The sequence below is a fragment of the Pseudomonas sp. EA_65y_Pfl2_P74 genome, assembly GCF_963970575.1.
In the GTDB taxonomy this organism is placed as follows: domain Bacteria; phylum Pseudomonadota; class Gammaproteobacteria; order Pseudomonadales; family Pseudomonadaceae; genus Aquipseudomonas; species Aquipseudomonas baetica_A.
Genome location: NZ_CAXAOQ010000005.1, coordinates 1 through 21,171, shown reverse-complemented (window position 1 = coordinate 21,171; position 21,171 = coordinate 1). Strand labels below are relative to the sequence as shown.

Sequence of the window (21,171 nt, the reverse complement as noted above, 5' to 3'; positions counted from 1 at the left end):
AATGCGCGCCATCGTGATTTAGCTCAGTAAAGGTGCGTCATGCAGCCCTTCGTAATTGCTCCGTCGATTCTTTCCGCCGACTTCGCCCGCCTCGGCGAAGAAGTGGACAACGTCCTCGCCGCGGGTGCCGACTTCGTTCACTTCGATGTCATGGACAACCACTACGTGCCCAACCTGACCATCGGCCCGATGGTTTGCGCGGCATTGCGCAAGTACGGCGTCACTGCGCCGATTGACGCGCACCTGATGGTCAGCCCGGTGGATCGCATCGTTGGCGACTTCATCGAAGCCGGCGCCACCTACATCACCTTTCACCCGGAAGCCACGTTGCACGTCGATCGCTCGCTGCAACTGATCCGCGAGGGGGGCTGCAAGTCCGGTCTGGTGTTCAACCCGGCGACTCCGCTGGACGTGCTCAAGTACGTGATCGACAAGGTCGACATGGTTCTGCTGATGAGCGTCAACCCAGGCTTTGGCGGGCAGAAGTTCATTCCCGGCACCCTCGACAAACTGCGCGAAGCACGGGCGATCATCGATGCGTCGGGGCGTGACATCCGTCTGGAAATCGACGGCGGCGTCAACGTCAACAACATCCGTGAAATCGCTGCCGCTGGCGCCGACACCTTTGTGGCCGGCTCGGCGATCTTCAATGCACCGAACTATCAGGAAGTCATCGACAAGATGCGTTCCGAACTGGCGCTGGCGCGCCCATGAGCGGTTTTGAGCAGCTGTTCCCGGGCAAACTGCCACGGTTGGTGATGTTCGATCTGGATGGCACGCTGATCGACTCGGTTCCCGACCTGGCAGCGGCGGTGGACAACATGCTGCTCACCCTCGGCCGCCAGCCGGCGGGCATCGAGTCGGTGCGCGAGTGGGTTGGCAATGGCGCGCCGGTATTGGTGCGTCGTGCGCTGGCCGGCGGTATCGATCATGCCTCTGTGGATGACGTCGAAGCCGAGCAAGCGCTGGAAATTTTCATGCAGGCCTACGGCGCCAGCCACGAGCTGACCGTGGTCTATCCCGGCGTGCGCGACACGCTCAAATGGCTGCAAAAGCAAGGCGTGGCCATGGCGCTGATCACCAACAAGCCGGAGCGTTTCGTCGCGCCGCTGTTGGACCAGATGAAAATCGGCCGCTATTTCAAATGGATCATCGGCGGCGATACCTTGCCGCAGAAGAAACCCGACCCGGCCGCGCTGTTCTTCGTGATGAAAATGGCCAACATCCCGGCCTCGCAATCGCTGTTTGTCGGCGACTCGCGCAGTGACGTGCTGGCCGCGAAAGCGGCGGGGGTCAAATGTGTGGCACTGAGTTACGGCTACAACCATGGCCGACCGATTGCCGAGGAATACCCGGCACTGGTGATCGACGACCTGCGCAAGCTAATTCCCGGTTGCCTGGATCCGGCCGCTGAGATAACGTTGCCCGACGCTTCTCAATCCCCTTCTGGAAACGCCATCGTGGTGGTCACCCGCAAACTCTGGATGAAAGTCATCAAGGCCCTGGCCCGCTGGCGTTGGCGCGCCTGACTTGTTTCTGGCCGGCCTGCCGGCGCGTTTGCACACCTGACTGACAGCACCTCACACCACGAGGCATCTTATGATTCGCGAAGAATTCCTGCGCTTGGCCGCTGATGGCTACAACCGCATTCCGTTGGCCTGCGAAACCCTGGCCGACTTCGACACGCCGCTGTCGATCTACCTGAAACTGGCTGACCAACCCAACTCCTACCTGCTCGAGTCCGTGCAGGGCGGCGAGAAATGGGGCCGTTACTCGATCATCGGTCTGCCGTGCCGCACCGTGCTGCGGGTTTACGATCATCACGTCAGCATCACCGTTGATGGCGTCGAGACTGAAAGCCACGACGTTGAAGATCCGCTGGCCTTCGTCGAAACCTTCAAGGCCCGCTACAACGTGCCGACCATTGCTGGCCTGCCGCGATTCAACGGCGGTCTGGTCGGTTATTTCGGTTACGACTGCGTGCGTTATGTCGAGAAACGCCTGGGCAAGTGCCCCAACCCTGATCCGCTGGGCGTACCGGACATTCTGTTGATGGTGTCCGATGCGGTCGTGGTGTTCGACAACCTCGCCGGCAAGATGCACGCCATCGTATTGGCCGACCCTGCGCAGGCGGATGCCTACGAGCAAGGTCAGGCGCAATTGCAGGGACTGCTGGAGAAGCTGCGCCAGCCGATCACCCCGCGTCGTGGTCTGGACTTCAGCAAGCAGCAGTCCGCTGACCCGGTGTTCCGCTCCAGTTTTACTCAAGACGATTACGAAAAAGCCGTCGACACCATCAAGCAATACATCCTCGCCGGTGACTGCATGCAGGTCGTGCCGTCGCAGCGCATGTCGATCGACTTCAAGGCCGCACCGATCGATCTGTATCGCGCCTTGCGCTGTTTCAACCCGACGCCGTACATGTACTTCTTCAACTTCGGCGACTTCCACGTCGTCGGCAGTTCGCCGGAAGTGCTGGTGCGGGTCGAGGATAACCTGATCACGGTGCGTCCGATTGCCGGTACTCGCCCGCGTGGCGCGACAGAAGAAGCCGATCTGGCGCTGGAAGAAGACCTGCTGTCCGACGATAAAGAGATCGCCGAGCACTTGATGCTGATCGATCTGGGGCGTAACGACACCGGACGTGTCTCGGAAATCGGTTCGGTGAAACTCACCGAGAAGATGGTCATCGAGCGTTATTCCAACGTGATGCACATTGTTTCCAACGTCACCGGCCAGTTGAAAACCGGGCTGACGGCGATGGACGCGCTGCGGGCGATTCTGCCGGCGGGCACCTTGTCCGGGGCACCGAAGATTCGTGCGATGGAAATCATCGACGAACTCGAACCGGTCAAGCGTGGTGTGTATGGCGGTGCGGTGGGTTACTTCGCCTGGAACGGCAACATGGACACCGCGATTGCGATCCGTACCGCGGTGATCAAGAACGGCGAACTGCACGTACAGGCCGGTGGCGGCATCGTCGCCGACTCGGTGCCAGCGCTGGAATGGGAAGAAACCCTGAACAAGCGCCGTGCGATGTTCCGTGCCGTGGCACTGGCCGAGCAAACCCCGGATAGCTGAGTTCACGCCAATACCTGTGGGAGCAGGCTTGCTCGCGAAAGCGGCGGATCTGCGAATATTCAACGCGGCGCCCGAAAGGACGCCGCGTTTTTTATTGATCCTAGAAGTCCAGCACGACGCCGACGTTAACCCCCTGCTGGGTAAAGTCATCGTCCTTGCGCAACGTATAACCGCCACGCAGCGCCAGATCGGCCGTCAGTTTATGGCTGACGCCCAGGCTCAAACGGTTCAAATGACTCTGCGGTGTGTAGCCCTCGAGTTTGAAGTCGTTGGCCGGCAGGGTATTGAGCGCGATGTTGACCTTCTGCACGTCATCCTCGTACTCACGTTCGTGGGCGTACTCACCAAACACCTGGGTTTGTGGGGTGATGTTGTACTTGCCCTGAATACCGAGGCCCAGACGTTTCGAATCGCGCGCCTGGTCATCGAAGGTCAGCGCTGTGGCCCGGTTGCTCTTTTCCGAGTAACCGTCGACATCCACGCTGGCGTAGTCGGCGCTGACGAACGGCGACAAATGCCATTCACTGCCCGGTTGGGCAATGTCGTATCCGATGCGGGTACTGAACGCCCACAGGTGGCCGTCGGTATCACCTTTCTCCGCACCTTCACTGACGCCCAGATCGAACTTGCGCTTGAGGTTGTCGTAGTCGAGTTTGCCACCGGTCAGCGCAGCGTCAGCCCACCAGCGGTTTTGCTGGAACTGGGCGAAGGCTGTCGCCAGATAGCTGTTGAGTTTGTAGTCCGAATCGTTGTGGCCTGCCTCCAGATTCTGCCGGTAGAAACCTGCCGCTACGCCTAACCGCCAAGCGTCATTGAGGCGATAGCTGCCACCCACGTTGAGGTTGTAACCACTGCCGTCGGCGCTGGCGCCGCTGCTTTGGCTGTCGACATCCAGGTGCTGGCCACCGGCGGAGACAATCGCCCGCCACTGACCGACGGGTTGCCAGTTCTCCCAATCCGCTTTCCATTGAGTACGCAGTTCATCCTGGTGCGCACGCAGCGTGGCGTGGGCCATTTCCGGCAGCAGTGTCAGCTCCCACGGTGCGGCCAACAGCGAATAGGCGTAGTCGGAGATCAGTTTCTGCCCGGTTTCGGTCGGGTGTACGCCGTCGTTGTAGATCAGCTTGCTCGGATCCGGCGTCGCACTGTTGATGCCGTAGCGGGCATTCTCCGTGCAACTGCTGCCGCTGAAGCAGGTTGCGGTCAGGTTCTGGTCGGTGGCCAGGCCAAAACGTCCGGGATCTGCGAAAGCCTCCGACAGGAGCACTGGAATATTCAACGGAATGATTTCAGCGTTGATGCCCTGTAAACGTGTCACCAATTGGCTGTTGAACTGGCTGGCGAGTTGACTGCTGAGCGCCTGAAAAGGCGTACCGTTGATGGCCGGGGTCAAACCGACATCAGGCAACAGCCAGACCATCACGTATTTGGCGCCGGCCGTTTGCAGGGCTTGTACGCTGTCAGCCAATCGGTCGGCACCCGCGTTAGCCTGAGGCAGGCTGAGAATTCGACCCTGCAGGAAGTCATTGCCACCGCCGGAAATGTAGTACAGCGCATTCGGGTCGGCGCGCAAGCCGTTCGACGGCAGGTAGCCGGCGCGGGTGCGTTCCCCTGTGGCAGATTGCGTAGTGATCGAGTCAAGGATCTGGTCAGTTCGATACCCCCCCACCGCCCAGTTGTTGCCGTCCGGCAGGCCTGCGTTGGCGCGTACAGCGGAGCTGGAGGAGGCCGTTTGATCCGCCGTAAACCCGAGGCGTCCGCCCAGCAGTTGCGTGGAGTTCAGCGAGCGCAGTTCACCGCTGCCATCCAGATAAACCGGGCCGGTACGGTTGGTGTAGCGCTGGGTGGCGCCCGCCGGGCCGCCGGTGTCGGTGAATGTCCCGGCATCGTTGAGGCTGTCGCCAAAGACAATGAAGCTTGAGTATGGATTGGGTGCAGCATTCGCCTGGGCGCAGGCCAGGGCGAGCAAGCAACCGGCCAGCGGTGCAAACAACGTCTGTTTGATCATGAGCAAGTCCATTTATTTATTGTTGTAGGTGAACGAAACGACAGTACCAAAAACTTTCGACCTTTAGCCATCGGTCACGAACCCTTGCGTAGTTTTGTCCCCAGTCAGCCCCGCCATATTGCACGCTCTGCCCAGCTAAGTTACTGTGCCGGAACGTATGAACGAGACCTTCCCCGTGTTGATCACCAGCAAACTTCTGGATCAAGTCATCAAGGCACACGCCCGTTGGCGTTGGCGCGCCTGAATCTTTTCTGCCGGCCTGGCCGGATTTGTATCGCTTTGCCTTCCTTGCCCGTTTGAAATGCCGCTTTGCCGACGCCACCTGTGCGCCCGACATCGTGCAGCGCCCTGCGGGCAAGTCATCTGAAGGCTGTCTTCAAGTCAGAATTCAAGAGGTTCGAAACGCCATGTTGCTGATGATCGACAACTACGACTCCTTTACTTACAACGTTGTGCAGTACCTCGGCGAACTGGGGGCCGAAGTCAAAGTCGTGCGCAACGACGAATTGACCATTGCCGAAATCGAAGCGCTCAAGCCAGAGCGCATCGTGGTTTCTCCGGGGCCTTGCACGCCGACCGAAGCCGGCATCTCCATCGAGGCCATCAAGCACTTTGCCGGCAAGCTGCCCATTCTCGGCGTCTGCCTCGGCCACCAGTCCATCGGTCAGGCCTTTGGCGGGAATGTGGTGCGTGCCCGCCAAGTGATGCACGGTAAGACTAGTCCGGTATTCCATGAGGACAAGGGCGTTTTCGAAGGTCTCAACCATCCGCTGACTGTCACCCGCTACCACTCGCTGATCGTCAAGCACGCGACCTTGCCCGATTGCCTGGAGCTGACGGCCTGGACGCAACACGAAGACGGCTCTGTCGACGAAATCATGGGCCTGCGTCACAAGACCCTGAACATAGAAGGTGTACAGTTCCACCCCGAGTCGATCCTGACTGAGCAGGGCCATGAACTGTTTGCCAACTTCCTCAAACAAACCGGCGGCACGCGCTAAGGACTTCCCGTGAATATCAAGACAGCCCTGAGCCGTATCGTCGATCACCTCGACCTCAGCACCGATGAAATGCGCGACGTGATGCGCGAAATCATGACCGGCCAATGCACTGACGCGCAGATCGGCGCGTTCATGATGGCCATGCGCATGAAGAGCGAAAGCATCGATGAAATCGTCGGCGCCGTATCGGTGATGCGTGAACTGGCCGATCAGGTCGAACTCAAGACCCTCGACGGTGTGGTCGATGTGGTCGGCACCGGCGGTGACGGTGCCAACATTTTCAACGTATCGACCGCTTCTTCTTTTGTTGTTGCGGCAGCGGGTTGCACCGTGGCCAAACACGGCAATCGCGCGGTGTCGGGCAAGAGCGGCAGCGCCGACTTGCTGGAAGCCGCCGGTATCTACCTCAACCTGACGCCGGTTCAGGTCGCCCGTTGCATCGACAACGTCGGCATCGGTTTCATGTTTGCCCAGACCCATCACAAAGCCATGAAGTATGCCGCCGGCCCGCGCCGCGATCTGGGGCTGCGTACGCTGTTCAACATGCTCGGCCCGCTTACGAATCCGGCCGGTGTTAAACATCAGGTGGTGGGTGTGTTCAACCCGGCGTTGTGCCGCCCGTTGGCGGAAGTCTTGCAACGCTTGGGCAGCAAGCATGTGCTGGTGGTGCATTCCAAGGATGGTCTGGACGAATTCAGCCTTGCTGCGCCGACTTTTGTTGCCGAGCTGAAAAACAACGAGATCACCGAGTATTGGGTCGAACCCGAGGACTTGGGCATGAAGAGCCAGAGCCTGCACGGCCTGTCGGTCGACGGCCCGGAAGCTTCGCTGGCGTTGATCCGCGACGCACTGGGCAAGCGCAAAACCGAGAACGGCCAGAAAGCCGCCGAAATGATTGTGCTCAACGCCGGCGCGGCACTCTACGCCGCCGACGTGGCCAGCAGTTTGAAACAAGGCGTGGAGCTGGCGCACGACGCTCTGCACACCGGCCTCGCTCGGGAAAAACTCGAGGAGCTGGGCGCCTTTACCGCGGTATTCAAAGTGGAGAATGAAGGATGAGTGTACCGACGGTTCTGGAAAACATTCTGGCGCGCAAAGTTCAGGAAATCGCCGAGCGTAGCGCTCGTGTGAGCCTGAGCGAGCTGGAAAATCTGGCCAAGGCGGCCGATGCGCCCCGTGGTTTCGCCCAGGCGTTGTTGGCGCAGGCCAAGACCAAGCAGCCGGCGGTCATTGCCGAGATCAAAAAGGCGTCGCCAAGCAAAGGCGTGATCCGCGAAAACTTCGTTCCGGCCGACATTGCCAAAAGTTACGAGAAGGGTGGGGCGACCTGTCTTTCCGTACTGACCGATATCGATTACTTCCAAGGCGCCGATGCGTACCTGCAACAGGCTCGCGCCGCGTGCAAACTGCCGGTGATCCGCAAGGACTTCATGATCGATCCGTACCAGATCGTCGAAGCCCGTGCGCTGGGCGCCGACTGCGTGCTGTTGATCGTTTCTGCACTGGATGACGTGAAAATGGCCGAGTTGGCGTCGGTGGCCAAAGGCGTTGGTCTTGATGTCTTGGTGGAAGTGCACGACGGTGATGAGCTGGAACGTGCGTTGAAAACTCTCGATACGCCACTGGTCGGGGTCAACAACCGTAATCTGCACACTTTCGACGTCAGTCTGGAAACCACCCTCGACCTGCTCCCGCGTATTCCGCGCGATCGTCTGGTGATCACCGAGAGCGGCATCCTCAACCGTGCAGATGTCGAACTGATGGAAATCAGCGACGTTTACGCGTTCCTGGTCGGCGAAGCGTTCATGCGCGCCGAAAGCCCGGGGGTCGAATTGCAGCGTCTGTTCTTCCCGGAACGTGGGGCTGCGGTCAGCGGCTCGACCCTCGACTGATCTTTTTTGCAGGCGCCCGCGTCCCCTTTGGGGCCGGGCTTGCTCGCGAAGAGGCCCTCAAATTCTCTAAAGACTTCAAGTCTGTCGGAGCCATGCATGTCGCAGCCAACCGCCCTGACCATCGAAGCCGGACTGCAAGCCGAGCAGGACTTGCTCGCCTCCGTCTGCGCCGGTGATGCGGAGTTCGGTCTTCTGTTCTGGCGACCCAGCGACCGCGCGCTGGTCATGCCGCGCCGCCTCAATCGCCTCCCCGGTTTCGAACATGCCTGCGAAGTCTCTGCCGCTGCCGGCTGGCCGGTGCTTCTGCGCGAAACTGGCGGCGAACCCGTCCCGCAATCTGCGGCGACGATCAACATTGCACTGGTCTACGCGCCACCCCGCAACGAAGGCGATCTGAACCGCATCGAAACCGGCTACCGCCGCTTGTGCGATCCGATCTGTCAGTTGCTTGATGAGTTGGGCGGCACATCGTCCTTGGGTGAGATCGACGGAGCTTTTTGTGACGGGCGTTTCAACGTTAATCTCGACGGCCGCAAAATGGTTGGCACCGCCCAGCGCTGGCGCCAGAGTCAGGGCGGACAGCGTCCGGTAGGCCTGGTACACGGTGCGATGCTGATGGAGAACGAACGCGAATCGATGGTCGCGGCGGTCAATCGTTTCAACCAAGCTTGTGGCCTGGAATCGCGAGTGCGTGCCGAAAGCCATATCGCTTTGCACGAGAAATTCAGCGCGCCACAGGCGTTGGCGCGACTCGATGAGCTCTTTCGTTTAATGCTGGCGCAGATGTACAGCGTCGGTATCTAACGCGTACCGAAGACCACCATCGTCTTGCCTTTCACGTCGACCAGGTTGCGCTCCTCCAGATCCTTGAGCACACGACCGACCATCTCCCGCGAACAACCGACGATCCGGCCGATTTCCTGACGGGTCACCTTGATCTGCATGCCGTCCGGGTGGGTCATCGCGTCGGGTTGCTTGCACAACTCCAACAGGCAGCGTGCCACTCGTCCCGTGACGTCGAAGAACGCCAGATCGCCGACCTTGCGCGTGGTGTTGCGCAGGCGTTGTGCGATTTGTCCGCTGAGGACGTAAAGAATGTCCGGATCCTGCTGTGACAATTCGCGGAACTTCGCGTAGCTGATTTCCGCCGTTTCGCACTCGACCTTGGCCCGCACCCAGGCACTGCGCTGCTGTTCCTGGCCGGCCTGTTCAAACAGTCCCAGTTCGCCGAAGAAGTCCCCCGCATTCAGGTACGCAATGATCATCTCGCGGCCGTCGTCATCCTCGATCAGGATCGTCACCGACCCCTTGATGATGAAGTACAACGTGTCCGAACGATCGCCAGCACAAATGATGTTGCTCTTGGCCGCATGCCGGCGGCGTTGACAATGCGTCAACAGCTTGTCGAGGTTCTTGATTTTGGGTGTGGGGGTAATAGCAACCATGGTTGTATCCCGAAAAAACTGCACGGTTATGTTTGATTTTTTATGAGGCGCTGAAGGCGGTCGCTACACAACTGGCTGAGCGCCAGCGAATTGGCGCCAGCTTACCAGACACTTCCGCGCAAATTCGAGAAATTACCTACGCTGGTGGAGCATTCGTCCTATGAACGCTGCTCGCTGCCAGAGCAAAGCCCTGTGATAAGCTGGCGACCCTTTTTTTACAGTGGAGTCTGGGCGATGAAGGCACGCATCCAATGGGCTGGTGAGGCCATGTTTCTCGGCGAATCCGGTAGTGGGCATGTTGTGGTCATGGACGGTCCGCCGGACGCCGGTGGTCGTAATCTGGGTGTTCGCCCGATGGAAATGCTCCTGCTGGGCGTCGGCGGTTGCAGCAACTTCGACGTGGTCAGCATTCTGAAAAAGTCCCGTCAGAACGTTGAAAGCTGTGAAGCCTTCCTTGAAGCCGAGCGCGCGACTGAAGATCCGAAGGTGTTCACCAAGATCCACATGCACTTCGTGGTCAAGGGCCGTGGCCTGAAAGAAGCTCAGGTCAAGCGCGCTATCGAACTGTCTGCCGAAAAATATTGCTCGGCTTCGATCATGCTCGGCGCCGCTGGCGTTGCTATCACCCACGATTACGAAATCGTCGAACTCGGTTGAATCGACATTCAACCGTCATAAAGGCAGTGCAGGATCTGGCGACCCCCGGTTGACGTCTGCATGATGCGCCACTTTTTTAAGGGCGGTGATCGGCCAGCCGGCGGGGCCGAGGCACAAAAAAGGCGACTACTTAGCGGTAGTCGCCTTTTTTATGGCTGGGATAAAGAAGCGGTGGGCGTTGACTGACCAGCGAAGAGGCTCTTTCGCAGGGATGCAATCTTCAGATCCGGTAGGTGCTCTTGGTCATCACCTTCGCCAAAAGACTCATCCCGAACTTGACCGGTGCCGGAAAGCGGAAACCGCCAGCCTCCAGCGCACTTTCGGCATGATGCTCTTCATCGATACGCATCTGCTGCAGAATTGCCCGAGATTTTTCATCCTCAGTCGGCAGTTGCTCCAGATGCTCATTCAAGTGTTTGCACACCTGATGCTCGGTGGCCGCGACAAACCCCAGGCTGACCTTGTCGCTGATCAAGCCAGCGACAGCACCGATGCCGAACGACATGCCATAAAACAGCGGATTGAGAACGCTGGTATGGCTCCCTAGTTGCTGGATGCGTTGTTCGCACCAGACCAGGTGATCAATTTCCTCTTCGGCGGCGTGCTCCATGGCTTCGCGCACCTGCGGCAACTTGGCGGTCAGCGCCTGGCCCTGATACAGCGCTTGGGCACAGACTTCACCGGTATGGTTGATACGCATCAGGCCGGCGACATGGCGGGTGTCTTCGTCGCTCATTTGTGTTTCCGGCTGCAGGATGGCCGGCGACGGGCGATACGGCTGGCCACTGAATGGCAGTAATGTACGCATCGCGGCATCGGCTTGCAGCAGAAGACGGTCAATCGGCGAGTAGTGACGTTGGGTAGTCATGCTGACCTCCGGGAAGAATCTCGATGGCCAGTTTAACCGAATCGGCCAGGGAAGGTTTGCGCTGGGTCATATGCCGCAGGGGCATGCTGCTTTGTGGGCGCGGGGTGTGCTCGCGAAAACGGTGTGTCAGCCGAAGATGCTCCGAAAGTACTCACATCTTCACGAGCAAGCCCCACCCCCGCAGTGGAGGGGATTGTGCCTTAGCCCGGTGGCCAGTTCATCTGGCGCTGACCCAGTACGTGCATATGAATGTGATAGACGGTCTGCCCACCTTTTTCATTGCAGTTCATCACCACGCGAAAGCCTTCTTCACAACCCAACTCCAGCGCCAGACGCTGTGCAGTGAACAGGATATGCCCAGCCAGTGCCTTGTCGTCTTCAGTCAGATCATTGAGGGTACGCACCGGTTTCTTCGGGATCACCAGAAAATGTACCGGTGCCTGAGGGGCGATGTCGTGGAACGCCAGAACCTGGTCGTCCTCGTAAATGATGTTCGCCGGGATTTCCCGGTTGATGATCTTGGTGAACAGAGTATCCACTGCTGTTTTCTCCGTTGTGTGGGCTGGCCTGAGTGTACTCATGGGGAATGGGCCCGCCCAGTGTTTTGCCGTAGGACAGTTCAGCGCGGGCAGTAAGCCTTGTTGACCATGCCGACGAGGGTGCGATTGAGCCAGCGCGAACCGAGTCGCGGCAGAAACGCGAGCCAGCGATTGCGCCGTCCTGGAATGATGATCGCGCGGTTTTTTTCCAGTGCGCGCACGGTGTATAGCGCGACTTCTTCGGGACTCATCAGCATTTTGCTGTCGTTGAGTTTGTCGTTGTTGAGCTGCGCGGTGCGGAAAAAGGCTGTGCGGGTAGGGCCAGGGCACAGAACCGAAACTTTTACTGCGCTCTGCTTGAGTTCCACGCGCAGCGCTTCGGAAAAATGCAGGACATAGGCCTTGCTGGCGTAGTACGTGCTCATCCACGGGCCGGGATAGAACGCGGCAATCGAGGCAACGTTGAGAATCTGCCCGCCACCCTGCAGCGCCATGCTGTTGCCGATCGCATGGCACAAGCGGGTGAGGGCGAGGATGTTGACCTCGATCAGATCCTGTTCGGTCATCCAGTCCTGAGCCAAAAAGGGGCCACAGGTACCGATGCCGGCGCAGTTCACCAACAGATCGATCTGTCGGTCACCTTCTTCAAGCTCCAGCAAAAAACCGGACAGGCGCAACGGCTCGCCCAGATCGCAGGCGCGGAACAGCACATCGACGCCGAAGCGCTGGGTCAGTTCGATCGCAATGCTTTCCAGCTGATCACGCTGTCGTGCCACCAGAATCAGGTTGCGGCCGCGCCGGGCCAGCGCTTCGGCCATGGCCAGGCCGATTCCGCTGGAGGCGCCAGTGATCAGAGCGTAACGGGTCATGCCATTCTCCATCGCAACAACTGCGCGCCAGCGACGCGGGTGTCACGGCGGTGAGCGCTGTTCATTCGTTCGCAGAGTCTACAGGGGCCTGCGCGGCTTCGGCTGCCTCGTCAGCGGAATTTGCTGCCGGCTCGACTTCGACATCGATTTCGTCGGTGGTCACAGAGCCGCTTTCGTAACTGCTTTCCAGGGTGCTTTCGTATTCCTGCTGAACCGCCGAGATTCCACCGAGTATTGCGCCCGCGAATATCAGCGCGACAAACACGATCCACAGGGAGCACAGCACTTTCACTGCGGTGCTGTTGGGGGGCGGTGGAGGGCCATAGCGATTGGCGACGGTATTGCCGGGGACGGCCATAATCACCAGCGGGAAGAAACTGCCCACGAACGGTACAAGGTTCAGTAACCACAGCCAGCCTGACCAGCCGATGTCGTGCAAACGTTGAACGGTGAACAGGATGCTGACAATCATGAATCCCAGAAACAGGAAAAAGGCAAAGATGCCGCCGATGATCAGTCCGGTGGTGGAGTCACTGCTGACCAGTCCCAGCGCAATCAAGGCGAACACGCCGACGATGGGCATCGTCACCAGGCTGAGTACCATCGTCCAGGCCAGAAAGCGTAAACGTCCAATCCTGCCTTCGACGCTGAATGGTTTGAGCGTGGCGAATGGCGGCAGGCTCTCGCCTACGCTGGCGCGAGGTGGTGCATAGGGTGAGTCCGGTTCTGCCACGCCAGCGGATTGTTCGTGGACGTCCGATAGCTTCAGCTCAATGGCTGTTTCTGTTTCGATGCGCGCATCGATCCCGGTTTTGCTCAGCGCTTGCAAATAAGCTTGGGCATCGCCATGGGACAGGTCGCGTTTGAGTGCCACTGTACTGCCATTGAACAGACGCTCGATGGCGGTCACTTCGGTTTTGAACAGATCCGCCAGATTGAGTTTGGCAGTGGTGATATCGACACCGGGCTGTAGAGCGCCGTCGAAAACGATCTTGTAACGGGTGTCGCTCATGAGCGAGGCATCCTTGTCGCGAGTAGATTGAAAGGTCGTTAGTGTAAGGCCTGTCCACCAGGGACGGGCGCAATTTTCTCAGCGAGGCCAGCGTTTGGGCAACTGCGCTGCGCGCTCCTGGGCCTGGCGGTACTCGGCATCGAGGCGCGCGATCAACTGATCCACGCTTGGCAGATCATCGATCTGTCCGACACCTTGACCGGCAGACCACACGGTTTTCCAGGCTTTGGCTTCGTCGCTTATCGGTTTGAGCTTGTCGCCGAAATTCACTTCACCCTTGCCTTGTAGCGCGGTCATGTCGAAACCGGCCGCCTCCAGGCTTTGACGCATGAAACTGGCCGGCACCCCCGAGACCGCGGGAGTATGAATGATGTCTGCCGCTTTGGCTGTCAGCAGCATCTGCTTGTAGGCGTCAGGTGCATGACTTTCAGTGGTGCCGATAAATCGCGTACCGAAGTAGGCCAAATCCGCGCCGAGCATCTGTGCAGCGAGAATCTCATGCCCATGGTTCAGGCATCCTGCAAGCAACAACGTTTTGTCGAAGAACTCACGGATCTCGGCAATCAGTGCAAACGGGCTCCAGGTGCCGGCATGACCGCCGGCGCCGGCCGCCACTGCGATCAAACCGTCGACACCCGCCTGGGCAGCCTTCTCGGCATGACGGCGGGTGGTGACGTCGTGGAAGACCAGACCGCCATAGCTGTGCACGGCGTCGACCAGCTCCTTGACCGCGCCGAGACTGGTGATGACGATGGGCACCTTGTGCTCGATGCAGATATTCAGATCCGCCTGCAAACGCGGGTTGCTGTTGTGAACAATAAGGTTCACTGCGTACGGTGCCGGGTTGCTCAGTGTCGCCAACCCCGCTTCGATCTGTTCCAGCCAGGCTTTGAAACCGCTGCTTTCGCGTTGGTTCAGCGCCGGGAAGCTACCGACCACGCCATTACGGCAGCAGGCGATCACCAGTTCAGGGTTGGAGATCAGAAACATCGGCGCCGCTACCACTGGCAGGCGCAGACGTTGTTCGAGCAGAGCGGGCAGCGACATTGGAAGTACCCCAAAGTGTTGTGTTCGTTGAAGTTAGAACGGCTTGACCACGACCAGAATTACGATAGCCAGCAATATCAGAACCGGCACTTCATTGAACCAGCGATAAAAGACATGGCTGCGGGTGTTCTCGCCACGAGCGAAACGTTTTACCTGCGCGCCGCACATGTGGTGGTAACCGATCAGCAAGACGACCAGGGTCAGTTTCGCGTGGATCCAGCCCCCCTGGCTGAAGATGCTCGGGTTGAGGTAGATCAGCCAGCCGCCAAAAATCAGCGTAGCGATCATTGCCGGGCCCATGATGCCGCGATACAGCTTGCGCTCCATGACGCTGAAGCGTTCCTTGCTGACGGTGTCTTCACTTTGCGCGTGATACACGAACAGTCGCGGCAGGTAAAACAGCCCGGCAAACCAGCAAACGACGCTGACGATGTGAAAAGCCTTGATCCACAGATAGAGCATTTTGGTTTTTCCTTCATTCACGGTAAGCCGGATAGTAGAGGCTTGAGCGTCCGCACGTCACCTTGATGGTTGTCGCAGGCGCGCGTGGCCCCTATTATCGACGGCTTTCCAGTGGGTTCGTTGAGGGCAGGTTTATGGTCAAGGTCGGTATCGTCGGCGGCACGGGTTACACCGGTGTCGAACTGCTGCGTCTGTTGGCGCAGCATCCGCAGGCAGAAGTGGTCGTGATCACTTCCCGATCCGAGGCCGGTCTGCCCGTGGCTGACATGTACCCGAACCTGCGCGGACACTACGACGGCCTTGCGTTCAGCGTGCCCGATATCAAAACGTTGGGCGCTTGCGATGTGGTGTTTTTCGCGACGCCGCACGGTGTGGCTCACGCACTGGCAGGTGAATTGCTGGCCGCAGGCACCAAGGTCATCGACCTGTCTGCGGACTTCCGTCTTCAAGACGCTGAAGAATGGGCAAAGTGGTACGGTCAGCCTCACGGTGCTCCGCAGTTGCTGGATGAAGCTGTCTATGGCTTGCCTGAAGTCAATCGTGAGCAAATCAAGAAAGCACGCCTGATCGCGGTGCCGGGTTGCTATCCAACCGCAACACAGTTGGGTTTTCTGCCGTTGCTTGAAGCCGGTCTGGCCGACACCACGCGTTTGATCGCTGACTGCAAGTCCGGTGTCAGCGGTGCAGGTCGCGGCGCGGCTGTAGGCTCGCTGTACTCCGAGACGTCGCAAAGCATGAAGGCCTACGCGGTGAAAGGTCACCGTCACCTGCCGGAAATTCGCCAAGGGCTGCGTCGTGCAGCGGGCAAGGATGTCGGTCTGACGTTCGTTCCTCACTTGACCCCGATGATCCGTGGCATTCATTCCACGCTCTACGCGACCGTGGTTGATCGCTCGGTGGATCTGCAGGCATTGTTCGAAAAGCGTTATGCCGATGAGCCGTTCGTCGATGTGATGCCAGCCGGCAGTCATCCGGAAACCCGCAGTGTGCGCGGCGCCAACGTTTGCCGTATTGCGGTTCACCGTCCGCAGGATGGCGATCTGGTTGTGGTGTTGTCAGTGATCGACAACCTGGTCAAAGGCGCGTCGGGGCAGGCGGTGCAGAACATGAACATCCTGTTCGGCCTGGACGAGCGTTTCGGTCTGTCCCACGCCGGTATGCTGCCGTAACCTTTCGGTTGCACAGTAAAAAGGCCCGTTGAACGGGCCTTTTTGCGTTCTGAACCGCCGATCGGCTTGATTGATATACCGTAACAATAGTTGACCGATTTTCTCGGACAAGCGGATAATGCGCGTCATCACGCATTATGGCGGCGTAACGCCGGGAGATAGTCAGCATGAGCGTCGAATCCTTCACCCCCACGGCTTTGCAATTCACCCACGGTGCCGCGCACAAGGTGAAGAGCCTGGTCGATGAAGAGGGGAATGATCGCTTGAAGCTGCGCGTATTCGTTACGGGCGGCGGTTGTTCAGGGTTTCAATACGGTTTCACCTTCGATGAAGAGGTGGCAGAGGACGACACCATCGTCGAGCGCGAAGGCGTGAGTCTGGTGGTTGACCCGATGAGCTTCCAGTACCTGGCCGGTGCCGAGGTGGATTACCAGGAAGGTCTGGAAGGTTCGCGTTTCGTGATCAAGAACCCTAACGCCACCACGACCTGTGGTTGCGGATCTTCGTTCTCGATCTGAACGCACTTCGCTGTACACAGCAAAACGCCGCAGAGCCTCACGGTTCTGCGGCGTTTTGTTTTCTGTGAGTTGAGTCAGGCCGGGTAGATGGCGCCAAGTACTCGAAAGCCGCGGGCGCCGGTGACACTTGGGCGGTTGGCGGCAATGCCTTCGAGACAGCAATGGGCCAGCCAAGCGAAAGCCATGGCTTCGACCCAGTCCGGGTCTACACCGCGCGTGGCGGTGCTGGCGACTTTTGCCTTCGGCAGCAGATCGGCCAGTCGCTTCATAAGCGTGGCATTGTGCGCGCCGCCACCGCAGACCAACAGTTCTCTGGTATCGGATTGAGCGCTTTGCAGCGACTCAACGATAGTCAGCGCAGTCAGCTCCAGCAACGTGGCCTGGACGTTTTCAGCAGCAAGCTTCGGTAGGTGCGAGAGGTGCTGCTCCAGCCAAGGCAGATTGAACACTTCCCGCCCCGTGCTTTTCGGCCCTTTGGTCACGAAGAAAGGGTCGCTGAGCAGTGCTTTGAGCAGGCTTGGTTCAACGGCGCCAGTGGCTGCCCACTGACCATTGCGATCGTAGTTTTCTCCGACTTGTTGTTGAATCCAGGCGTCCATCAACACGTTTCCGGGGCCGCAGTCGAAACCGGCTACAGGCTTGTTCGGCTCGATCAGGCTGAGATTGCTGAAACCGCCGACATTCAAGACAGCCTGGTTGCCGGTACGCTCTTCGAACAAGGCTTCATGGAAGGCTGGTACCAGTGGCGCGCCTTGGCCTCCGGCAGCGACATCGCGGCTGCGGAAGTCGCTGACCACGGTGATCCCCGTCAACTCTGTCAGCAGGGCTGGGCTGCCGATTTGTACGGTGAAGCCGCGTGCGGGCTCATGGCGAATGGTCTGGCCGTGACTGCCTATCGCGCGTATGGCTTGAGGTTGGAGCTTCTGCTGATCGAGGAGGGTGTGAATGCCCCGAGCGGCGAGCTTTACCCAGTTCTGCTGTGCAATCGCAGAGCGGGCGATCTCGTCAGGGCCGCTGGCGCACAAGCCAAGTAGCTCGGCGCGCAGGGGTTCAGGCATAGGGATGTAATGCGAGGCGATCAGTTTGATCGCCGGGGCAAGTTCGATCAGCGCGATGTCCAGGCCATCGAGGCTGGTGCCTGACATTACACCGATATACAGGGTCATGGCTTAACGCTTGCTCGAAGCCAGCATTGTGGCCTTCTCTTTATCCATGCGTGCCATCAGCGGCTGGCTCTGAGCCATGAAGCGAGCGCGCTCGGATTTGGCGATCGGATCGGCCATTGGCAGCTTTTGTCCCAGTGGATCGACGTGAACGCCGTTGACCTGGAATTCATAGTGCAAGTGCGGACCGGTGGAGAGGCCGGTGGTGCCAATGTAGCCGATCACTTGGCCCTGCTTGACGGTACCACCGGTTTTTACGCCTTTGGCGAAGCCTTGCATGTGTCCGTAAAGGGTACGGTAAGTATTGCCGTGCTGGATGATCACTGTGTTACCGTAGCCACCGCGACGGCCGGCCAACAGCACTTTGCCGTCACCGGCAGCCTTGATTGGGGTGCCGCGTGGTGCTGCGTAATCGACACCTTTATGAGCGCGGATCTTGTTGAGAATAGGGTGTTTACGTCCCATGGAGAACTTCGAGCTGATGCGGGCAAAGTCCACCGGGGTACGGATAAACGCCTTGCGCATGCTGTTGCCGTCAGCCGTGTAATAGCTGCTGTTGCCCTGTTTGTTGGTGTAACGAACTGCGGTGTAGGTCTTGCCTCGGTTGGTGAACCGCGCGGACAGGATCGGACCGTTGCCGACAGCTTTGCCGTTAACCACTTTCTGCTCGTAGATGACGTCGAAATCATCACCCTGACGGATGTCCTGCGCAAAGTCGATGTCATAGCCGAATACGTTGGCCATATCCATGGTCAGGCTGTGAGAGAGACCAGCACGCGCAGCGGACTGCGACAGCGAACTGTTGATGACGCCGTGTGCATAAGCAGTGCGAACGGTAGGTTTCGCGATAACACGGTTGAAGGAATAACCTTTGTCATTCTTGGTCAGGGTGATGGTTTCGACATCACTGACCTTGCTGTGAAGGCTGGTCAGTTGCCCTTCCGGATTCAGATCGAATTCGAGTTTCTGGCCGTGTTTGAGCTGGCTGAATTGCTTGGCTTGCTTGTCACTGGCCAGTACTTCATGCACGGCCGAAGCCGGCAGCCCCACCTTTTCGAATAATGTGGACAGCGTATCGCCCTTGGCGACGACGATTTCACGGTGTCCGGGGTCTTTCGGTTTTTCGGGGGGCTGAGCTGTCGCAGAGGCGGTTTCAGGGGCGTTTTCGCTACTGTTTTCTACCTGTGCAAATGGCGAAGCTACTGGCTCGTTTGTGGCTTGAGCCGCGTCAGCGGCGTCTTGATCTTGTGCCAGTTGATCAGCAGGACTTTCCAGTTCAAGGCTCAGGGTTGTCTTTTTGGCTTCAACATCACTGGAAGGAAATACCAGGAGCGCCAGGCTGAGAAGGGCGGCGATTCCACTTGCGGCGAGCAGGTGGGTCTTCGGGTAAAGCGGCGGCGCTTTAGACTGTTCTGTGGTCATAAGTAATTTTGACTTTGAAAAATGATGAATTGGAAAAGATGAATGACATGATGAAGATGAAATAACTGTATAAAATATAACCAAATCATCTCTGAAGCAAGTCTACAGACCTCGCGTCTGTGGATTGGTGTCCGTGCGCCGGGCAAAACTTGTAATTGGTGCGCGATCTTGTATGGTTGGTTCCCTTTGAATCTGAGCCTTGCGGGTCTGTTATGAAGTCGGTTGAAGAGCAGCTAGCGCTGATTAAACGTGGTGCGGAAGAACTGTTGGTCGAGTCCGAGCTGGTCGAGAAGCTCAAGCGTGGCCAGCCGCTGCGTATTAAGGCTGGTTTCGATCCAACCGCTCCCGATCTGCACTTGGGTCACACCGTGCTTATTAATAAGCTGCGCCAGTTCCAGGAGCTGGGGCATCAGGTGATCTTCCTTATAGGTGACTTTACCGGGATGATCGGTGATCCGAGCGGCAAGAGCGCAACACGGCCGCCGCTGACTCGTGAGCAGGTTTTGGAAAATGCCGAGACATACAAGACTCAGGTGTTCAAGATTCTTGATCCGGCGAAGACCGAAGTTGCGTTCAACTCCACCTGGATGGATCAGATGGGGCCGGCAGATTTCATTCGTCTGACTTCGCAGTACACCGTTGCTCGCATGCTTGAACGTGATGACTTCGATAAGCGATACACCACCAATCAGCCGATCGCGATTCACGAATTTCTCTATCCGTTGGTTCAGGGTTATGACTCTGTCGCTCTGCGTGCGGATGTCGAGTTGGGTGGTACCGATCAGAAGTTCAATCTCCTGATGGGGCGTGAGTTGCAACGTGGTTATGGTCAAGAGGCTCAGTGCATTCTGACTATGCCGCTGCTGGAAGGGCTGGATGGCGTGAAGAAAATGTCCAAGTCGCTGGGCAATTACGTCGGCATCCAGGAGGCGCCTGGTGTCATGTACGGCAAGCTGGTTTCTATTCCGGATGCGCTTATGTGGCGTTACTTCGAGTTGCTCAGTTTCCGTACCATGGATGAGATTGGTGCGTTCCGTGCTGATGTAGAGGCTGGAGCCAATCCGCGCGATATCAAAATCAAACTGGCTGAAGAGATCGTTGCACGCTTCCATGGTGAAGAGGCGGCTGCCAATGCTCACCGCGCAGCGGGTAATCGTATGAAGGATGGCGAGTTGCCGGATGATCTGCCGGAGATCGAATTGGCTTCTGCTGAAGATATGCCAATCGCTGCTGTCCTTAACAAGGCGGGCCTGGTGAAGAACTCCGCTGCTGCACGAGATCTGCTGGCTTCTGGTGGTGTGCGGGTTGATGGTGAGGTGGTTGATCGCTCCTTTATATACGTACTGGGGGCGACTCACGTTTGCCAGGCCGGTAAGAAGGCATTCGCGCGTATTTCGTTGAAGTCTGAGGGGAATTGAAAATAGGTGTTGACGGCGAATTCCAGACGTCTATAATTCGCCCCGCTTCCGGCGCAGTCGAAACGAAAAACTCCCTGAGATTCAATGAGTTATGAAGTTTTCGGCAGCAAGTTGCTTCAGTTCATCGAAGCCAGAAAGAAGTTGAAAAAGAGGTGTTGACAGCAGCGTGTAACGCTGTAGAATTCGCCTCCCGCTGACGAGAGATCGAAGGCGCAAGTGGTTGAAGTTGTTGAAGAATTCTTCGAAAGCTTCTGAAAATAATCACTTGACAGCAAATGAGGCTGCTGTAGAATGCGCGCCTCGGTTGAGACGAAAGATCTTAACCAACCGCTCTTTAACAACTGAATCAAGCAATTCGTGTGGGTGCTTGTGGAGTCAGACTGATAGTCAACAAGATTATCAGCATCACAAGTTACTCCGCGAGAAATCAAAGATGTAACCAACGATTGCTGAGCCAAGTTTAGGGTTTCTTAAAAACCCAAAGATGTTTGAACTGAAGAGTTTGATCATGGCTCAGATTGAACGCTGGCGGCAGGCCTAACACATGCAAGTCGAGCGGATGAAAGGAGCTTGCTCCTGGATTCAGCGGCGGACGGGTGA

The 21,171-nt window shown here is 58.0% G+C and carries 21 protein-coding genes and 1 rRNA gene; 12 read left to right on the top strand and 10 right to left on the bottom strand.

Annotation, left to right across the window (positions count from 1 at the left end):
- The first annotated feature begins 39 nt into the window (after nucleotides 1-39).
- The 3 genes from rpe (at nucleotide 40) to trpE (ending at nucleotide 3,081) form a co-directional block, all read left to right on the top strand.
- A complete protein-coding gene (rpe, locus tag AACY18_RS04945) occupies nucleotides 40-714 on the top strand; it encodes a ribulose-phosphate 3-epimerase (protein WP_007918813.1) in 675 nt (224 codons plus the stop codon).
- On the top strand, nucleotides 711-1,529 hold the full coding sequence (locus AACY18_RS04940; protein ID WP_339433318.1) for a phosphoglycolate phosphatase: 819 nt from the start codon (nucleotides 711-713) through the stop codon (nucleotides 1,527-1,529). The genes rpe and AACY18_RS04940 overlap by 4 nt, the downstream gene beginning before the upstream one ends.
- A 70-nt stretch (nucleotides 1,530-1,599) precedes the next feature.
- Nucleotides 1,600-3,081 carry an anthranilate synthase component I gene (gene trpE, locus AACY18_RS04935; RefSeq protein ID WP_339433320.1) on the top strand — a complete coding sequence of 494 codons (1,482 nt, stop codon included), beginning with the start codon at nucleotides 1,600-1,602 and terminating at the stop codon, nucleotides 3,079-3,081.
- A 100-nt stretch (nucleotides 3,082-3,181) separates the two neighbouring features.
- Here the strand turns inward: trpE and estP are convergent, their stop codons facing one another.
- Nucleotides 3,182-5,089, bottom strand: coding sequence for an esterase EstP (gene estP, locus AACY18_RS04930; RefSeq protein ID WP_339433321.1), 1,908 nt, complete (start codon nucleotides 5,087-5,089; stop codon nucleotides 3,182-3,184).
- A 407-nt stretch (nucleotides 5,090-5,496) separates the two neighbouring features.
- Between estP and AACY18_RS04925 the strand changes: the two genes are divergently transcribed.
- The 4 genes from AACY18_RS04925 (at nucleotide 5,497) to AACY18_RS04910 (ending at nucleotide 8,786) form a co-directional block, all read left to right on the top strand.
- Complete coding sequence (locus AACY18_RS04925; protein WP_339433322.1) at nucleotides 5,497-6,090, top strand: aminodeoxychorismate/anthranilate synthase component II; 594 nt, start codon at nucleotides 5,497-5,499, stop codon at nucleotides 6,088-6,090.
- Nucleotides 6,091-6,099: 9 nt separating this feature from the next.
- The gene (trpD, locus tag AACY18_RS04920; RefSeq protein ID WP_123532375.1) at nucleotides 6,100-7,149 is read left to right on the top strand and encodes an anthranilate phosphoribosyltransferase; all 1,050 of its coding nucleotides are present in this window, start codon (nucleotides 6,100-6,102) and stop codon (nucleotides 7,147-7,149) included.
- The gene (gene trpC, locus AACY18_RS04915) at nucleotides 7,146-7,982 is read left to right on the top strand and encodes an indole-3-glycerol phosphate synthase TrpC (protein ID WP_339433323.1); all 837 of its coding nucleotides are present in this window, start codon (nucleotides 7,146-7,148) and stop codon (nucleotides 7,980-7,982) included. The genes trpD and trpC overlap by 4 nt, the downstream gene beginning before the upstream one ends.
- 96 nt (nucleotides 7,983-8,078) lie before the next feature.
- Entirely contained in the window at nucleotides 8,079-8,786 is a 708-nt protein-coding gene (locus AACY18_RS04910) for a lipoate--protein ligase family protein (protein WP_339433324.1), read from the top strand.
- Here the strand turns inward: AACY18_RS04910 and crp are convergent.
- The gene (crp, locus tag AACY18_RS04905) at nucleotides 8,783-9,427 is read right to left on the bottom strand and encodes a cAMP-activated global transcriptional regulator CRP (RefSeq protein WP_339433325.1); all 645 of its coding nucleotides are present in this window, start codon (nucleotides 9,425-9,427) and stop codon (nucleotides 8,783-8,785) included. The genes AACY18_RS04910 and crp overlap by 4 nt on opposite strands.
- A gap of 234 nt (nucleotides 9,428-9,661) precedes the next feature.
- Between crp and AACY18_RS04900 the strand changes: the two genes are divergently transcribed.
- On the top strand, nucleotides 9,662-10,084 hold the full coding sequence (locus AACY18_RS04900; RefSeq protein ID WP_221731079.1) for an OsmC family protein: 423 nt from the start codon (nucleotides 9,662-9,664) through the stop codon (nucleotides 10,082-10,084).
- Between the two features lie 220 nt (nucleotides 10,085-10,304).
- Here AACY18_RS04900 and coq7 read toward each other — a convergent pair whose 3' ends face one another.
- The 6 genes from coq7 to hemJ all read right to left on the bottom strand — a co-directional run bounded on the left by coq7 (nucleotide 10,305) and on the right by hemJ (nucleotide 14,881).
- The gene (gene coq7 / locus AACY18_RS04895; RefSeq protein WP_339433326.1) at nucleotides 10,305-10,952 is read right to left on the bottom strand and encodes a 2-polyprenyl-3-methyl-6-methoxy-1,4-benzoquinone monooxygenase; all 648 of its coding nucleotides are present in this window, start codon (nucleotides 10,950-10,952) and stop codon (nucleotides 10,305-10,307) included.
- A 200-nt stretch (nucleotides 10,953-11,152) separates the two neighbouring features.
- Nucleotides 11,153-11,491, bottom strand: a complete 339-nt coding sequence (locus AACY18_RS04890) for a histidine triad nucleotide-binding protein (protein ID WP_122594836.1) — start codon at nucleotides 11,489-11,491, stop codon at nucleotides 11,153-11,155.
- 80 nt (nucleotides 11,492-11,571) lie between these two features.
- Nucleotides 11,572-12,360, bottom strand: a complete 789-nt coding sequence (locus AACY18_RS04885) for an SDR family NAD(P)-dependent oxidoreductase (protein WP_339464432.1) — start codon at nucleotides 12,358-12,360, stop codon at nucleotides 11,572-11,574.
- A 61-nt stretch (nucleotides 12,361-12,421) separates the two neighbouring features.
- Nucleotides 12,422-13,372, bottom strand: a complete 951-nt coding sequence (locus AACY18_RS04880; protein ID WP_339433328.1) for a DUF805 domain-containing protein — start codon at nucleotides 13,370-13,372, stop codon at nucleotides 12,422-12,424.
- A gap of 78 nt (nucleotides 13,373-13,450) precedes the next feature.
- On the bottom strand, nucleotides 13,451-14,419 hold the full coding sequence (locus AACY18_RS04875; RefSeq protein WP_339433329.1) for an NAD(P)H-dependent flavin oxidoreductase: 969 nt from the start codon (nucleotides 14,417-14,419) through the stop codon (nucleotides 13,451-13,453).
- A 33-nt stretch (nucleotides 14,420-14,452) separates the two neighbouring features.
- Nucleotides 14,453-14,881, bottom strand: a complete 429-nt coding sequence (gene hemJ, locus AACY18_RS04870) for a protoporphyrinogen oxidase HemJ (RefSeq protein WP_339433330.1) — start codon at nucleotides 14,879-14,881, stop codon at nucleotides 14,453-14,455.
- Between the two features lie 134 nt (nucleotides 14,882-15,015).
- On the opposite strand from hemJ, the gene argC reads away from it, so the two are divergent.
- On the top strand, nucleotides 15,016-16,050 hold the full coding sequence (argC, locus tag AACY18_RS04865; protein WP_339433331.1) for an N-acetyl-gamma-glutamyl-phosphate reductase: 1,035 nt from the start codon (nucleotides 15,016-15,018) through the stop codon (nucleotides 16,048-16,050).
- Between the two features lie 167 nt (nucleotides 16,051-16,217).
- A complete protein-coding gene (gene erpA / locus AACY18_RS04860; protein ID WP_060541601.1) occupies nucleotides 16,218-16,568 on the top strand; it encodes an iron-sulfur cluster insertion protein ErpA in 351 nt (116 codons plus the stop codon).
- Between the two features lie 74 nt (nucleotides 16,569-16,642).
- Here the strand turns inward: erpA and AACY18_RS04855 are convergent, their stop codons facing one another.
- Complete coding sequence (locus AACY18_RS04855; RefSeq protein WP_339464431.1) at nucleotides 16,643-17,734, bottom strand: anhydro-N-acetylmuramic acid kinase; 1,092 nt, start codon at nucleotides 17,732-17,734, stop codon at nucleotides 16,643-16,645.
- 3 nt (nucleotides 17,735-17,737) lie between these two features.
- Nucleotides 17,738-19,153 (bottom strand): peptidoglycan DD-metalloendopeptidase family protein, encoded by a 1,416-nt coding sequence (locus AACY18_RS04850; RefSeq protein WP_339433336.1) that lies wholly within the window; start codon nucleotides 19,151-19,153, stop codon nucleotides 17,738-17,740.
- Between the two features lie 212 nt (nucleotides 19,154-19,365).
- Here AACY18_RS04850 and tyrS point away from each other — a divergent pair, with 212 nt between their 5' ends.
- Both tyrS and AACY18_RS04840 read left to right on the top strand, forming a co-directional pair.
- Nucleotides 19,366-20,571, top strand: a complete 1,206-nt coding sequence (gene tyrS / locus AACY18_RS04845; RefSeq protein ID WP_339433333.1) for a tyrosine--tRNA ligase — start codon at nucleotides 19,366-19,368, stop codon at nucleotides 20,569-20,571.
- 490 nt (nucleotides 20,572-21,061) lie between these two features.
- Nucleotides 21,062-21,171: ribosomal RNA gene (locus AACY18_RS04840) — 16S ribosomal RNA — on the top strand; the annotation flags it as partial.